Genomic DNA, 15,239 nt, shown 5'->3' with positions numbered 1-15,239 from the left:
GCTCTTCACCCGCTTCAAGGTGTCCGAGTCCGTCCTCTTCACCCACAAGGCCGGCCCCGCCAGGGCGAACCCGCTGCTGCTCCTCCAGGACGGCCGCTTCGTGCGCTACCTCTGCTGCATCCTGTGGGGGAGGGGGCGCGACGACCTCGCCCAGGGGCTCGCCCGCGTCCACCGCGCGCAGCGCCGAACGCACCGCGAGCGCCAGCGCCTCCGCGCCCACGGACCACGTCAGCGTCTCCGGAGCCCCCTCCACGCGGGCGGTCCGCACGAACAGGTGCCCTGTGCGGGGCGCCGCCACGGACACGCGCAGCGCCGCGCCTTCCCGCGTGAACCACAGCACCGCGCGAGCGTCCTGCCGCAGCGCCATCCGCTCCGCCTCACGCCACGCGCCGTCCGGGCGCTGCTCCAGCGAAGGTCCCGCTTCCACCACGAGCACCACCGGCAGGTCGCTGCTCTGCCCACGCACCCGCTCCAGCAGGGCGCGGTCCTCGGGGGCCGCCACGTGCACCACGGCCCGCCAGGGCGCCTCCGCCCATGCGGGCCCTCCCAGCGCCAGCACCAGGGCCAGCACCGCCACGCGCCGCCACGCCAGGACCTCCTTCACGGACATGCCGCAAAACCTACCTTCCAGGGAATTCTTCTGGAAGGACCCCGCCGTGTGGATCGCCTCCTCTCGTGGGGGCAGGCGGCCTTCACCGGAGGCTTGCCCCGGGCCGGGCGAACCCCCCTAATCGCGCGCCATGACACGCCTGCGGGAGTTGCGCTCGGTCCTGAACCTCACCGTCCTCGTGGCGGGGCTGGGGTACTTCGTCGACCTCTTCGACATCACGTTGTTCGGCGTGGTGCGCGTCGCCTCGCTGAAGGACCTGGGCCTCACCGACCCGGCGGACATCCTCGAGAAGGGGCTCTTCATCTACAACGCGCAGATGGCGGGGATGATGGTGGGCGGCCTCTTCTGGGGAATGCTCGGGGACCGCAGGGGCCGCCTGTCGGTGATGTTCGGCTCCATCCTCCTGTACTCGGTGGCGAACCTGGCCAACGCGTTCGCGTGGGACGTGCCCAGCTACGCCGTCTGCCGCTTCTTCGGAGGCCTGGGGCTCGCGGGCGAACTGGGCGCTGCCATCACCCTGGTCGCCGAGTCCCTGCCGAAGGAGAAGCGCGGCCTGGGCACCACGGTGGTCGCCACGCTGGGCATGCTGGGCGTCGTCGTGGCGGCGCTCGTCGCGCAGCGCATGCACTGGAAGACGGCGTACGTGACGGGCGGCCTGCTGGGGCTCGCGCTGCTCTTCACCCGCTTCAAGGTGTCCGAGTCCGTCCTCTTCACCCACAAGGCCGGCCCCGCCAGGGCGAACCCGCTGCTGCTCCTCCAGGACGGCCGCTTCGTGCGCTACCTCTGCTGCATCCTGGTGGGCGTGCCCATCTACTTCACCACCGGCATCCTCTTCGTCTTCGCGCCGGAGTTGACGGCGGGCCTGAACGTCCAGGGCACCGTGACGGCGGGCAACGCCATCCTCTTCGGCAGCGTGGGGCTGACGCTGGGCGACCTGCTGTCCGGCCTCGTGAGTCAGTGGCTCCAGAGCCGCAAGCGCGCGGTGGCGCTGGGGCTGTGCGCCTGGTTCTCGCTGGTGCTGGTGTACGGGCTCGTGCCCGGCCTCACCCCCACGGCCATCTACGGCCTGAGCTTCCTCATCGGCCTGTGCGTGGGCTACTGGGCGGTGCTGGTGACGATGGCCGCCGAGCAGTTCGGCACCAACATCCGCGCCACCGTGGCGACGACGGTGCCCAACTTCGTGCGCGGCAGCGCGGTGCTCGCGGCCAGCGGCTTCGGCTACCTGAAGGGCCACCTCACCGTGGGGCACGCGGCGCTCACCGTGGGCACGGTCTGCTTCGGCCTCGCGCTCGTCGCCCTCACGCGCCTGTCGGAGACGTTCCACCGCGACCTGGACTACGTGGAGTCGCCCGACGCGGCCCGCGCGGGCACGGACTCCCAGCCGGGCCCTGTGGGCTAGGAGCGCGTCAGGCCGGCGGCGGCACGCGCAGCCGCCACGCGAGCACGCGCCCATCCAGGCCCAGCACGAACACCAGCGGCCCGCGCACCACCGGCCGGGTGCGCAGCGACGTGTCCGCGCGCACCGTGAACGCGGGCTTCCAGCCAGGGGCCCTGAGCGCCAGCAGCTGCCCCTCGCGCCCCGACGTGGGCACGAGCAACAGGTCCTCCAGCCCCACCTGCACCCGCCCCAGCAGCGGCGAGGGCAGCGCCACCCGCGCCACCTCCCGGCCATCCGCCGTGGACAGCCCCACGAGCGACGACGGCCCCGCGCCCAGCCACAGCGCGCCCAGGGCCCGCGCGGGAGGCCCCGTCACCCGTTCCGCGAAGCGCTGCTCCCAGCGCGTGCTCCCGTCCTTCACCGACAGCGCCAGCACCCGCCCGGGACGCGTGGCCACGAAGACGGTGTCGCGCTCCGAGTCCAGGCCCACCACGTCCGTCATCGGCTGGGACCAGCGCGCCTCGCCGCTCTCCGGATCCAACGCCCACAGCCCGGAGTCCCCCAGCGCCACCACCAGCACGCCCTCCACCAGCACCGGCGCGGGGTGCGGCGCGCCCTCCGCCTGCACTCCAGGTGCCGTCGACGTGGCGACAGGCGGCACGGAGACCTTCGGCGCCGGCCGCTTCCACCGCACCTGCCCGGACTCCACCGCCAGGGCGAGCACCGCGCCGTCGGGCGCCACCAGGAAGACGGTGCGCTCCGCGTCATCCACCACCGGAGGGGTCAGCACGGGGAAGACGCCCCCCAGGCGCCAGCGCTCCTTGCCGTCCGCCATCGTCACGCAGACGACGTCACCCACCACGGTGCCCGCGATGACCGCGCCCCCGGCGACCACGGGCGCGGCGGCCACCTCGCGGCCCAGTCCGACACGCCACACCGACCTGCCCTCGCGGTCCAGGCGCAGCACCGTGCCTGCCTCGTTGCCCAGGAGGACGCCGTCCGCCAGGGCGACGAGCCCCGTGCGGGACGAGGCGTCACTGGAGAAACGGAAGGCCTCGTCCACCGGCGACCGCTGACACGCCATGACGGCCAGCGTCAACGTCAGGCACGGTAACAGGGGCAGGCGTGGACAGGCGCGAGACGGCATGGTTTGGGGAGGATGACGCAAGCAAGGAACTTCGACCATGCCCACGATTCGTGAAGACGAAACCCCCAACGCCACCGGCATCCCGTCCTCCGCCCGGCGCTCGGACATCATCCCTCCCCCCATGCTCGCGGTGACGGAGGAACTGCTCCACGCGCTGCCCAAGACGGACCTGCACTGCCACCTCGATGGGTCCATGCGACTGAAGACCATCCTGGAGCTGGCCGAGCAGCAGAAGATCAAGCTCATGGCCGACACCGAGGACGGCCTCGCCAAGGCCATCCACATGGGCCAGGTGTGCAAGAGCCTGGAGGAGTACCTCGTCGCGTTCGACGTGACGCTCTCCGTCCTCCAGACGGCCGAGGCCCTCTACCGCGCCGCCTATGAGCTGGCGGTGGACGCCGCCGCGGAGAACGTGCGCTGGCTGGAGGTGCGCTACTCGCCCGCGCTCCACCTCCAGAAGGGCCTGAAGATGACCACCGTCATCGACTCCGTGCTGGAGGGCCTGCGGGCCGCCAAGAAGGAGACGGGCATCAAGTGCGCCGTCATCGTCTGCGGCATCCGCCACATCAACCCCCAGACGTCCATGCGCCTGGCGGAGCTCTCCGTCGCATACAAGAACCGCGGCGTCGTCGGCTTCGACCTGGCGGGCGCGGAGGCGAGCTTCCCCGCGAAGGACCACCTGGACGCCTTCCGCCTCATCCTCAAGAACAACGTCAACTGCACCGCCCACGCGGGCGAGGCCTACGGCCCCGAGTCCATCTCCCAGGCCATCCACTCCCTGGGCTCGCACCGCATCGGCCACGGCACCCGGCTGCGCGAGGACGGCGACCTGCTCAACTACGTCAACGACCACCGCATCCCCATGGAGGTCTGCCCGTCCTCCAACGTCCAGACGGGCGCGGTGCAGTCGCTGGAGTCGCACCCGCTCAAGTTCTATTTCGACTACGGCCTGCGGGTGACCATCAACACCGACAACCGCCTCATCACCGACACCACCGTGACGAAGGAGCTGTGGCTGGCCCACCGCGAGCTGGGCCTGTCGCTGGAGGACCTCACCACCATCATCGTCTCCGGCTTCAAGAGCGCCTTCCTCCCGTTCCGGGAGAAGCAGGACATGCTGCGGCAGGTGAACCAGGAGATCACCACCACGCTCGCCGCCTTCGAGAAGCGCCCCTCGGCGGCGAAGCGCCAGCCGGCCTGAGCCACGCCCCGCGCCGCCCGGTGGAGCCCCCCGGGCGGCGGGTGGTCGTTTGTCCTGGCGCGCGGGGCCCGGGCCTGGGTGGAATGCAGGGATGATGGATGACACCCAAGGCACACCGGACGTTGGCCCCGCTCGCGCGAAGGCGGCCCAGGACCTCTCCGTTCCCGCCATCCTGATGATGGTGATGGGCGGCTTCTGGGTCCTGTACTCGCTCTACGGCATGGTGGGCAGCGCCGGCTCCACCGAGGCGCAGATGGACGCCATCAACACCGTCCTCGCCCAGTACCCGCCGGACCTCCAGGAGAAGATGCGCGGCCTGGTGGCCGCCTTCAGCTCGCCCGGCTTCCGCATCCTCAGCTCGCTGCCCGGGCTGCTGCTCAACGCGGCGGTCGTCTTCGGCGCGTGGAAGATGAAGAACCTGCAGACCTACGGCCTGGCCATGACGGCCGCCATCCTCAGCTGCATCCCCTGCTGCGGACCGTGCTGCGGCCTGGGCATCATCCCGGGCGTCTGGGCGCTGGTGGTGCTCAACCGCGCGGACGTGAAGGCCGCCTTCCGCTAGGGAAGGCAGCCTTCTTCGCGCCTCACGCGCGAAACCGTCAGGTGACCTTCATCCCCTTGGGGATGACGACGACGCCGCCCGAGGTGACATGGAAGCGGCGCTTGTCCTCCGCCGCGTCGTAGCCAATGGTCATCCCGGGCGGAATCTCCACGTTCTTGTCGATGATGGCCCGCTTGATGCGGCACCTGCGGCCGATGGTGACGTTCTCGAAGAGGATGGAGTCCTCCACCTCCGAATACGAGTTCACCCGCACCTTGGGCGACAGCACCGAGCGGTGCACGCTGCCGCCGGAGATGATGCAGCCCTCCGCCACCAGCGAGTCCGTCGCCTTGCCCACGCGCTTGTTGTCCGCGTCCGCGAAGACGAACTTCGCCGGCGGATAGTTGTTGGGCTGCGTGTGGATGGGCCAGCGGTCGTTGTAGAGGTTGAAGATGGGGTCCACCTCCACCAGGTCCATGTTGGACTGGTAGTAGACGTCGATGTTCCCCACGTCGCGCCAGTAGCCGCGCTCCTTCTCCTCCTGGCCGGACAGCGTGTTCTGGGCGAAGTCGTACACGTACACGGGCTCGTGCTTGTACAGCTCGCTGATGATGGACTTGCCGAAGTCGTGCGCGCTCGTCTCGTCCGCGGCGTCCCGCACCACCTGCTTCACCAGCGTGTCGGTGGTGAAGAGGTAGTTGCCCATGGACGCCAGGCACATCTTCGGGTTGCCCGGCATGGGCGGCGGGTCCTTGGGCTTCTCCAGGAACTCGAGCATGCGCCCGTCGGGCCCCACCTTGATGATGCCGAACTCACGCCCCTGCTCGATGGGGACGGGGATGGCCGCCACCGTGCACGCGGCCTTCTGCTCGATGTGGAAGTCCAGCATCTTGCGGACGTCCATCCGGTACACGTGGTCCGCGCCGAAGACGAAGATGTGATCCGGCTCTTCGTCCGTGATGATGTTGAGGTTCTGGTAGATGGCGTCCGCGCTGCCCTTGTACCAGTCCAGGCCGGTGCGCATCTGCGCGGGCACCGCCTCCACGTAGTGGCCCAGGAACGCCGTCATGCGCCACGCGCGCGACAGGTGGTTGTTGAGCGAGTCGCTCTTGTACTGGGTCAGCACCTTCATCCGGTACACGCCGGAGTTGGCGAAGTTGGAGAGCACGAAGTCGATGATGCGGTAGCGCCCTCCGAAGGGGACCGCGGGCTTCGCGCGTTCGCGCGTCAGTGGCTCCAGGCGCGTGCCCGCGCCTCCCGCCAGAATCATGGCCAGCAGCTTTGACATAGGTGCCGGCCACGTTAGCCCCGGTCCGCCATCCCACAATGGCCGTGCGTACCCTGGCGGCCAGAGCGTTGAATGCCCAACCGCCAGGGGGGCCTCCGTCCGACTCTCTTCCCGGTTTCAGGGGATGTAGGAGGACCGACGCCACCTGGCACATCCCCCTGCTTGCGTGGCGTCCCTGGACCCTCCGTGCTAGCGTGGGCGGCGCGATGTCTGGCGACCAAACCCGAGTCACCAAGATCTCCAGCCTCACCCCGGGACCCGAGCGCGGCACGGAGTGCTGTCTCGTGCAGATCCACGGACCGGAGCTGGGCAAGAAGTACGTGCTGGAAGAGACCGAGTTCACCATCGGTCGCGACCAGCACAACCACATCGTGGTGGACCTGGACAACGTGTCCCGCCGCCACGCCCGCATCTGGGGTCGCCAGGGGAAGATGTTCGTGGAGGACCTCCAGTCCACCAACGGCACCTACCTGAACGACCGCGAGGTGCTCCAGGCGCAGCCCCTGCGCAGCGGGGACCTGGTGAAGGTGGGAGGCTCCATCTTCAAGTTCCTCGATGGCGACAACATCGAGACCCAGTACCACGAGACCATCTACACGCTGACCATCGCGGACGGTCTCACCGGCATCAACAACAAGCGCTACTTCCTGGAGTACCTGGAGCGGGAGATGGGCCGCTCGCACCGGTACCAGCGCACGCTGTCGATGTTCATGTTCGACATCGACCACTTCAAGCAGATCAACGACGTGCACGGCCACCTGGCCGGCGACTACGTCCTGCGAGAGCTGGCCCAGTCCATCAAGAAGCTGGTGCGCCGCGAGCAGTGCTTCGCCCGCTACGGCGGCGAGGAGTTCGCCATCGTCATGCCCGAGGACGGGCCGGACAAGGCGCGCATGTTCGCGGAGAAGATCCGCAAGCTGGTGGAGGAGAAGGTCTTCACCTTCGAGGACAAGGAGATTCCGGTCACCATCTCCCTGGGCGTCGCGGAAGTGGCGCCGGAGATGTCGGAGCCCACCCAGTTCATCAAGGTGGCGGACATGAACCTCTACAAGGCCAAGAAGTCGGGCCGCAACCGCGTGGTGGGCTGAAGCACATGGCCTCCGAAGCGGGTGGGCCGTCCTTCCTGGCCCGGTTCCTCCTGGTGCTCCTGGGCGTCGCCTTCTTCGGCGCCGCCTATGTGTGGGCCCGGAAGGACAGCGACCCGCGCGCCGCCCGGCTCGTGGAGCGCATCAGCGGCAAGGCCCCGCAGGGCGCGGCGTCCCCGTAGCAGAGGGACACCGCAGCCGCAGCTCAGGTGCCTTCGCGCGTTCCGGCCAGCAGGCCGCGGGTGCCCGGCAGGCTGCCCGGCGGCATCTTCCCGTAGAGGTACTGCACGGTGTCCAGCAGGGTCTCGTGCACGTCGCGGGCCTTGAAGCCCAGCTCGCGCTCCGCCTTGGCGGGCTCCAGGAAGAACCAGTGCTCGCCAATCTCGACCTCCTGCGGGTCGAGCTTCGACACGGTGCCGCGCACCTTGGCCCACTGCTCCAGGAGCTTGCCGCCCCAGATGTTGAGCTCGCGCGGCAGCTTCATGCGCGGGGCGGGCACGCCGGTGAGGCGCTGGAGCCGGTCGAAGAAGTCCGACAGCGCCATGTTCACGCCCATCAGGTGGCGGCCGTACACCTCGCCCCGGGTGAGCGCCTGCACGAAGGCGTCCGCCGCGTCGCGCGCGTCCACGAAGGACAGGCCGCCGCCGGGCATGGAGGGAATCTCCCGGTTGAGGAACTTCACCACCGTCCAGGTGGACGACAGCCGGTCATCCCCGGGCCCCATCAGCAGGCTGGGGTTCATCACCACGAGCGGGATGGCGTGCTTGCGGCAGTACTCCAGCGCCAGCTTCTCCTCGTAGATTTTGGACAGGTAGTAGGGCCAGTGGGCGACGGTGGTGATGGGGTAGTCGTCGTCCTCCGTCCCCACGCGCTCCTCCTTCGACACCGCGATGGTGCCGGAGGTGGAGCCCAGGATGACGCGCTTGATTCCCGCTTCGCGCACGTCGCGCAGCAGCTCGCGCGTGCAGTCCACGTGCAGCTCGTACATCCGCCGCGCGTCCTTGTTCTGGAAGGAGACGAGCCCCGCCAGGTGGTAGACGGCGTCCACGCCCACGAGCGCGCGGCGCACGGCCTCGCGGTCCTTCAGGTCGCCCTGAAGCACTTCCGTCCCGGCGAAGCCCGCGCCGTTGGGCTTGTTGCGCGCGATGAGGCGCACGTCGTGGCCCGCGGCCACCAGCTTGGGCACCAGGTGCGTGCCCAGAAACCCCGTGCCTCCAGTGACGAGCAGCTTCACGAGTTCTTCCCTCCCGTCAGGGCGCGGGCGGGCGGGGTGAAGTCGCGGTCCTGCCCCACCTGCTCCAGGTCCAGCACCTTGCCCGCGCGCAGGGAGCGCACTGCCTCCTCCGCGATGTGCGTCACGTAGCGGTAGCCCTCCGAGCGCGACATGCCCTGCGCCCGGGCCCTCAGCGACGCGTGCTCCAGCGCCGGGCCCACGTGCACCTCCAGCTCCTTCGTCTTCGGGAACATGGAGCCCTTGGGCAGCGCCTCGTAGGCGCCGTGGATGTAGAGCGGCAGCACGTCCACCCCGTAGGTGAGCGACAGGTAGCCCAGCGTCGGCTTGAACTCCATCAGCTCGCCCGTGGTGGAGCGCGTGCCCTCCGGGAAGATGAGGACGTTGAAGCCCTGGCGGAGCGCTTCACCCGCCACGCGCAGCGACTCGCGCAGGGAGCCCTGCCGGTCGATGGGGATGAGGTGGGTGAAGTTCTCGAACCAGGCGCGCTTGAGCGGCGTGTCGAAGAAGTAGTCGCGCGCGGCCAGCGACACCATGCGCTCGCCCTGCTCGCCCAGCACCACGCGCACCAGCCCCGCGTCCAGGTGGCTGGCGTGGTTGGCGATGACGAGGAAGTTGCGGTTCTGCGGGATGAACGTCTTGCCCGTCACCTTCACGTCGAAGACGCCGCCGTAGAGCACCTTCTGCCCGAAGGACAGGAGCTGCCGGCCCACCGCGGACACGGCCTCGGGGACGGGGATCTCCTTCTCCTCCGCGCGCTCCTGCTCCTTGAGGATGTCGCGAGCGCGGGACTCCTGCGAAGGCCGGCGGCCGGACGCCACCACCAGCTTGCGCAGGTCCTCCACCGTCTGCACCTGCGTCAGGTCTTCAATGGCGGGCAGCGGCACGCCCGCGCCCTCCAACGCCACGGACATCTCCGTGAGCATCAGCGAGTCGAAGCCCAAATCGCCAATGAGCTGCGCATCCGGACGCACGTCCGAAACAGGGCGGTGGCAGACCTCCGCGACGAGCGGGTAGAGCCAGTCCGCCACGCCGCCGGTGGCCGTCGCCTGCGCCTGGGCCTTCTCCTTCACGCGGCCCGCGTTGGCCGCCACGCGGTCCAACCGCTGCAGCTCCTCCACCACGCGCTTGCGCTTCACCTTGCGCGTGGACGTGCGGGGCAGCTCGCCGTCGTAGAAGCGCAAGAGCTTCACGCGCCGGTAGAAGGGCATGCCCGCGCTCACCTTGCGGAAGTGCTCCTCCAGCTCGTGGCGCACCTCCTCGCGCGGACGGTCCTTGAAGTCCGGCACGCAGAGGCACGCCACCTTCTCACCGCCGGACTCGTCCGGCAGGCCGACGATGGACAGCTCCTTCACGTGCTCGTGCTCCTGGTACAGCTCCTCCAGCTCGTCCGGGTAGACGTTCTTGCCGTTGGCGTCGACGATGACGTCCTTGGCGCGGCCCATGAGGTACAGCCGGCCCTCGTCGTCCATGCGGCCCAGGTCGCCGGTGTGCAGCCAGCCTTCCTTGACCACCGACTCGGTGGCCTCGCGGTCGCCGAAGTAGCCGGCCATCACGTTGGGGCCCTTGGCCAGCACCTCGCCAATGCCGTCGTTGTCCGGCGACTGGATGCGGAACTCGATGCCCGGCAGCGCCTTGCCCACCGTGCCCTTGATGCGCTTGTTGGTGGCCTCCGACACCGCCAGCACCGGCGCGGCCTCCGTCAGGCCGTAGCCCTCGCGCATCGTGAAGCCCAGCTCGTGGAAGGCCTGGTGGACTTCTTCCGACAGCGCGGAGCCGCCCGACACCAGCACCTTCACGCGCCCGCCGAACTTGCGGTGCACCGGCCAGAACAGGAGCTTGCCCAGGTTGAGCGAGCTTCGGTTGCGCAGCTCCCCGTTGGCCGCCATCAGCGCCTTGAGCGCCTGCTCCACCACGGGCGGACGCGCCGCCATCTCCTGCGTGATCTTGCGGTGCAAGAGCTGCCAGAGCGCGGGCACGCCAATCATCGCGGTGACGCGGCCCGTCTCGAAGACGTCGCCCAGCCGGTCCGACGTCAGCTCGTCGATGTACGTGATTTCCGCGCCACGCGAGAACGGCGTGAGGAAGCCGGCGGAGAATTCAAACGTGTGGTGCAGGGGCAGCACGGACAGCACGCCGTCGCCCACGCCCACGTTGAACGCGCCCGCGAGCTTGGCCACCAGCGACGTGAAGTTGCGGTGCGTGAGCATCACGCCCTTGGGCGTGCCGGTGGTGCCGGAGGTGAAGATGACGCTCGCCACGTCGTCGGGGGCGGCGGACTTCCTCACGGGCCCGATGCGGTCCGGGTGCGCCGGGTCGCCCGTCATCGCCTCCGCGAGGCTCGTCACGCCGACGCCGTCACCCAGCGCGCTGAAGAGGCCGGGGAAGTCCTCCGCGGCCTGCTCGGACACGAGGCACTGCTTCGCCTCCGCGCGCTTCGCGATGTTGACGACCTCCGCCTCCGTGAGGGCGGGGTCCACGGGAACCACCGTGCAGCCCGCGCGCAGGATGCCGAAGTAGCAGATGGCCCACTCGGGCCGGTTCTCCGACACCAGCAGCACGCGGTCCCCGCGCTGGAGGCCCGCGGCCAAGAGGAAGCTGCCCACGCGCGCGGCGTAGCGGTGCACCTCGCCGAAGGTGAAGCGCTCCTCCTTCTCACCCGCGGCCATGCGGAAGGCCACCCGGTGACGCCACGCGTGCACGGTGGACTCGAACAGCTCCAGCAGGTCGCGCGACGCGGGGATGGCGGTGCGCTTCTCGCGCTCCTCGTCCAGGCCCGGGAACACCCACTTCTCCAGGCCGGGCAGGTGCGTGCCCAGGAAGTACTCGCGCCAGTTGATGCGGTCCGGCGCCCAGTCAATCTTCGCGCGGTCCGCGGGCACCATGCGCTCGTAGACGGAGCGCGTGTTGTCACAGCGGAAGACGTAGCGGTTCTCCCAGAGGAAGGGGAGGAACAGGTCGATGAGGCCGGTGAGGCTGCCCGCCTGCGACTCCACCTCGTCCAGCACCCCGCGCGCCTTGTCCATCATCGCCTGGATGCGCGGCGCGCCCCACGCGGGCCGCACCTCGTCCAGGGTCTTCTTGAGCAGCTTCGCGCCCTTCATCAACATGGGCGCGCTGAGCAGCTGGAACTCCTGCTTGCTCACCGGCTGCGGCTCCAGGCGCGAGCGCAGCGAGTTCACCAGCGAGTTGCCCGTCTCCCGGTTGCGGTAGAAGCGGCGGCGGTACAGGCCCACCAGCTCCACGGAGCGGCTCGCGAGGAACGGGTTCACGTCACCGGAGGCCAGGTGGTAGACGCGGCGCTCCTCCACCTGGATCGCGTGCGCGGTGATGCCCAGCGTGGCGCCCGCCACCTGGTCCACCGGGATGATGTCCAGGATGGCGTGGTCGCCCGCGGGGATGCCGCGCTGACCCTTGATGCCCGCGTACGCCAGCGGCGCGGACGTGGTGAAGCCCTCGTTCCACCCGGGGAACGGGAAGTGCGCCGCGCTCTCCACGATGGAGGGGCGCACGATGGAGTAGCGCAGGCCCGGCGTACCGGCCATCACCTGTTCGCCCAGGTGCTTGGTGTACGTGTACGTGTTGGGCCAGCCCCAGTGCTGCGCGCGCTCCATGCCGGCGCGCACCAGCTCACCGGACAGCCACAGCTTGCGCTCGCGGCCCACGGCGAGCCGCAGCGTCTTCTCGTCGGTGGCGTCGCGGCCCTCCTCCTCCAGCCGGTCCAGCGCCTTCTGGCGGAAGATGGACGTGAGCGCCTTGTCATCCGCCTGCTGGCGCAGGCGGGCCACGGTCTTCTCCGCGTCCGCCAGCTCCTGCTCCAGGCTGAAGTCGCGCCCGTCCATCTCCTCCATCTTCGGGAAGTAGCCCAGCACCTGCTCGTCCTCGAAGACGAGCCCGCTGCGGTTGCCCGCGACGAAGGCGGTGGACATGTGGATGAGCGGCACCGCCCAGCGCAGCGCCAGCGCCACCGCGTTCTTCACGCCGTGGGTGTTGACGTTGAGGCCCACCTCCAGCGACGGGTTGAAGGACACGAGCCCCGCGCAGTTGACGATGGCGTGCACCTGCCCCGTCAGCTTCGCGACGTCCGCCTCCTCCAGGCCCACCCAGGGGTCGGTGATGTCGCCGTCCAGCACGATGCACTTCTCGCGCAGGTACGCCATCGCGCCTTCGTCCCCCAGCCTGTCCCGCAGGGGCTGGAAGGGTTCGCTGGGCGCGACCTTGTCGAAGAAGCGGTGCTCCGCGGACGCGGCGCTGCCCTTGCGCACGACGACATAGACGCGGTCCAGCACGTCGCCGTAGTGGGCCAGCAGCATCGACAGCGTCACCTTGCCCACGAAGCCGGTGGTGCCGACGAAGACGATGCGCTTGCCGGTGAAGACCTCGGTGACGTTCAGCTCGGAGGGCGTGCCCATGTCCGTGTGCGACCCTTTCACTTCACGTCCACCATCACCGTGGGCGCGATGCGCAGCAGGCTGATGGACGCCGAGCGCCCCATGAAGCCGCGCGCCTCTTCAATCGCCTCGGAGAGGGTGTCGGTGCGCTCCCAGCCCAGCAGGGCGGGGACGTGGTTGTTCTCCGCGCCCGCGACAATGACCTTGCCCACGTGCTGGCGGCCGTTCTCGCCCCAGTACCACATGTAGAAGGGGTGCACGCCGTGGTAGGCGTTGCCCTTGCGGTACAGGTGCACGTAGCTGGGGTTCTCCGCGAACTCCTTCTCGTACTTGTGCTCCAGCTTCATGGAGTCCCGCGTCTCCGGCAGCAGCCGGTGGAAGAACTCGATGTAGCTGGGGTGCTGCACGGGGTCGAACTCGTCGTAGGCCGGGTGCAGGAGGATGAGCACGCCGCCCTTCTTCACCAGCGGCACGCCCCGGTTGAGGTTGTAGAAGTAGCCCAGCCCCATCACCTGCACGAGCAGCGGGTTGAGCACCGAGTTGACGCTGTAGGGGCTGACGAACGGGATGGGGAAGATGACGATGTCGCTCTGTCCCTCCACCGGCACCACGTACTGCTTCCAGCTCTGCTCCAGCGTCTTCTGGTGCGTGGGCTCCGTCGCCCCCGCGAACACGCCCGTCACGTCATAGGGCGCGGGGATGGCGTTGAGCACCTTGCGCGCCGCGGCCCGGGGCAGCTTGGACAGCGTGAAGCGCAGGGCCTGGAACTTCAGCCGGTCCGCCTCCGTGTAGTCCTCTTCCTTCTTCGCGAGGAAGTCCGTGGGCGCGCCGAACATGCGGTTGTTCAGCGTGGTCTCGATGTGGAAGACCTTGAGCGTCTGGTCGATGACCGTCCCGATGCGCGTGTTCTTCGTGTAGAGCGCGCTCGCCTTCGGCTCCATGTAGCTGTCGGAGTCGCGGATCGTCTTCGGGTTGTGGTGGTGCCGCAGCGACGCGTAGTTGGTGACGCCCGTGCCCATGGACTTGTGCCCGCCGTTCATGGGCACGAAGTTGATGTTCACGTAGACGATGAGGTCGCTCTCCGCGACGCGGCGGTTCACCGCCACCACCTCGTCGTGGCTCGTGCGCTCCAGCTCCGTGATGCCGTCCGGGTCTTCCGCGTCGTGGTTGTAGTAGCGGTCCGGGTAGTAGGCGTCGAAGATCTTCTCGCCCACCATCCGCTTCATCTCGCCTTCGGTCATCCGGCGGTGGAGCGCGTTGGCGATGACCAGGTGCACGTCATCCACGCCGGAGTCCGCGCACAGCTCCAGCACGACCTCCAGGATGGACTGGCGCACGTCCGGCGTGACCATGGGCGGCAGCGGCACGCTGATGTCGTCGATGACGCAGGTCAGCCGCATCCCGGGGCGCAGCAGCGCGTGCAGCGGGTCCATGCCCTCCGGGTGGTTGATGGCCCAGCGGATGGCGGCCTTCACGTTGGGCACGCCCTCCAGCGGGGGGCGGGGGAAGATGACCCGGGTGCCCACGGGCAGGTCTTCCTGGAGGAAGCCCTCACCGTAGAAGAGCGCCCGCGGGGGGCTGCCCTTCTCCGTGATGACCACCTGGCTTTCCTCGTCGTACAGCTTCTGGAGCGTCTTGAGCGGGCGCATGAGCTTGGGCCGGGGGGGAAGGAGGGGGTTACTTCAGGTCCAGGATGGGCCAGTTGTACGCGCGCGCGAGCGAGCGCAGCCGCAGGTCCGGATTCACCGCGGTGGGCCGTCCGACGACGGCGAGCATGGCGTAGTCGGAGGCGCTGTCCGAGTAGCCGTGGCACTGGTTCAGGGCCAGGCCTTCCTTCTCGCAGTAGGCGCGGATGGCGTTGGCCTTGTTGGCGCCTTCGATGATGGGCGGAATCACCTTGCCGGTGGCCTTGCCGCCCACGAACTGCATCTTGTTGGCGATGACGTCGTCGCAGCCCAGGTGCCGGGCCAGCGGGTGCATGGTGAAGTCCAGTGCTCCGGTGACGAGCACGATGCGGCAGCCGGAACGACGCGCCTCGTCGATGAGGTCCTGCGTCTGCTCATAGAGCGCGGGCTTGAGGACGTCCTCGAACATGTCCTCCGCGATGGTGACCAGCCGGTCCTCGCTGAGCCCCGCGTAGTAGCGGTAGAAGAACTCGTTGAAGGCCTTGCGGTTGAGGGCATCCAGGATGCCGAACACCGGCAACCCCAGGGCGGTCCCCAGGGTGCGGCCCGCGATGCCCCGGAGCGAACCCCGGTTGGTCGCGTAGTACGCATAGACGTGGACGATGTTCGTCCGGACCAGCGTCCCGTCGACGTCGAAGAAGGCCTGTCTCTTATACACATCTGACGCTGCCGACGACTAGTC

Annotated in this window: 11 protein-coding genes and 1 pseudogene; 5 read left to right on the top strand and 7 right to left on the bottom strand. The window is 69.0% G+C overall.

The genetic code is table 11. From position 1 onward, the window contains the following. Positions 1–610: pseudogene (locus tag D7X12_RS43795) on the bottom strand (hypothetical protein); the annotation flags it as partial. A gap of 130 nt (positions 611–740) precedes the next feature. Between D7X12_RS43795 and D7X12_RS29190 the strand changes: the two are divergent. After that, positions 741–2,009: an MFS transporter gene (locus D7X12_RS29190; RefSeq protein WP_120628532.1), complete on the top strand. Its 1,269-nt coding sequence runs from the start codon at positions 741–743 to the stop codon at positions 2,007–2,009. 7 nt (positions 2,010–2,016) lie between these two features. On the opposite strand, the gene D7X12_RS29185 is transcribed toward D7X12_RS29190, so the two are convergent. After that, on the bottom strand, positions 2,017–3,072 hold the full coding sequence (locus D7X12_RS29185; RefSeq protein WP_244224847.1) for an outer membrane protein assembly factor BamB family protein: 1,056 nt from the start codon (positions 3,070–3,072) through the stop codon (positions 2,017–2,019). 100 nt (positions 3,073–3,172) lie between these two features. Between D7X12_RS29185 and add the strand changes: the two genes are divergently transcribed. Beyond that, positions 3,173–4,336 carry an adenosine deaminase gene (add, locus tag D7X12_RS29180; RefSeq protein ID WP_120628530.1) on the top strand — a complete coding sequence of 388 codons (1,164 nt, stop codon included), beginning with the start codon at positions 3,173–3,175 and terminating at the stop codon, positions 4,334–4,336. Positions 4,337–4,430: 94 nt separating this feature from the next. Continuing rightward, positions 4,431–4,898, top strand: a complete 468-nt coding sequence (locus D7X12_RS29175; protein WP_147443837.1) for a hypothetical protein — start codon at positions 4,431–4,433, stop codon at positions 4,896–4,898. A gap of 37 nt (positions 4,899–4,935) precedes the next feature. On the opposite strand, the gene glgC is transcribed toward D7X12_RS29175, so the two are convergent. Then, complete coding sequence (glgC, locus tag D7X12_RS29170) at positions 4,936–6,165, bottom strand: glucose-1-phosphate adenylyltransferase (RefSeq protein WP_120628528.1); 1,230 nt, start codon at positions 6,163–6,165, stop codon at positions 4,936–4,938. Positions 6,166–6,371: 206 nt separating this feature from the next. Between glgC and D7X12_RS29165 the strand changes: the two genes are divergently transcribed. Beyond that, complete coding sequence (locus D7X12_RS29165; RefSeq protein ID WP_120628527.1) at positions 6,372–7,253, top strand: diguanylate cyclase; 882 nt, start codon at positions 6,372–6,374, stop codon at positions 7,251–7,253. A gap of 5 nt (positions 7,254–7,258) precedes the next feature. Next, positions 7,259–7,432 (top strand): hypothetical protein, encoded by a 174-nt coding sequence (locus tag D7X12_RS29160; RefSeq protein WP_208719356.1) that lies wholly within the window; start codon positions 7,259–7,261, stop codon positions 7,430–7,432. A 23-nt stretch (positions 7,433–7,455) separates the two neighbouring features. Here the strand turns inward: D7X12_RS29160 and D7X12_RS29155 are convergent, their stop codons facing one another. From D7X12_RS29155 to D7X12_RS45630, 4 genes are read right to left on the bottom strand one after another with little or no spacing between them, the layout of a single operon-like run. Further along, positions 7,456–8,484, bottom strand: a complete 1,029-nt coding sequence (locus D7X12_RS29155; protein WP_120628526.1) for an NAD-dependent epimerase/dehydratase family protein — start codon at positions 8,482–8,484, stop codon at positions 7,456–7,458. Then, a complete protein-coding gene (locus D7X12_RS29150) occupies positions 8,481–12,893 on the bottom strand; it encodes an AMP-binding protein (protein ID WP_120628525.1) in 4,413 nt (1,470 codons plus the stop codon). The genes D7X12_RS29155 and D7X12_RS29150 overlap by 4 nt, the downstream gene beginning before the upstream one ends. Positions 12,894–12,910: 17 nt before the next feature. Continuing rightward, a complete protein-coding gene (gene larAH / locus D7X12_RS29145) occupies positions 12,911–14,521 on the bottom strand; it encodes an NPN-dependent hydroxyacid isomerase, LarAH14/15/16 family (RefSeq protein ID WP_120615464.1) in 1,611 nt (536 codons plus the stop codon). A gap of 28 nt (positions 14,522–14,549) precedes the next feature. Further along, positions 14,550–15,215 (bottom strand): HAD family hydrolase, encoded by a 666-nt coding sequence (locus D7X12_RS45630; RefSeq protein ID WP_120628524.1) that lies wholly within the window; start codon positions 15,213–15,215, stop codon positions 14,550–14,552. Positions 15,216–15,239 lie beyond the last annotated feature (24 nt).

The organism is Corallococcus sicarius, assembly GCF_003611735.1.
In the GTDB taxonomy this organism is placed as follows: domain Bacteria; phylum Myxococcota; class Myxococcia; order Myxococcales; family Myxococcaceae; genus Corallococcus; species Corallococcus sicarius.
Note: the sequence above shows the minus strand (reverse complement) of the source record. Positions and strands in the feature narration are given on the sequence as shown.

Coding starts and splice junctions, on each gene's coding strand:
- D7X12_RS29165 (WP_120628527.1), top strand. CDS start 6,372: ATGTCTGGCGACCAAACCCGAGTCACCAAGATCTCCAGCCTCACCCCG.
- D7X12_RS29185 (WP_244224847.1), bottom strand. CDS start 3,072: ATGGCGTGTCAGCGGTCGCCGGTGGACGAGGCCTTCCGTTTCTCCAGT.
- D7X12_RS29150 (WP_120628525.1), bottom strand. CDS start 12,893: ATGGGCACGCCCTCCGAGCTGAACGTCACCGAGGTCTTCACCGGCAAG.
- D7X12_RS29190 (WP_120628532.1), top strand. CDS start 741: ATGACACGCCTGCGGGAGTTGCGCTCGGTCCTGAACCTCACCGTCCTC.
- glgC (WP_120628528.1), bottom strand. CDS start 6,165: ATGTCAAAGCTGCTGGCCATGATTCTGGCGGGAGGCGCGGGCACGCGC.
- larAH (WP_120615464.1), bottom strand. CDS start 14,521: ATGCGCCCGCTCAAGACGCTCCAGAAGCTGTACGACGAGGAAAGCCAG.
- D7X12_RS29175 (WP_147443837.1), top strand. CDS start 4,431: ATGGATGACACCCAAGGCACACCGGACGTTGGCCCCGCTCGCGCGAAG.
- D7X12_RS29160 (WP_208719356.1), top strand. CDS start 7,259: ATGGCCTCCGAAGCGGGTGGGCCGTCCTTCCTGGCCCGGTTCCTCCTG.
- add (WP_120628530.1), top strand. CDS start 3,173: ATGCCCACGATTCGTGAAGACGAAACCCCCAACGCCACCGGCATCCCG.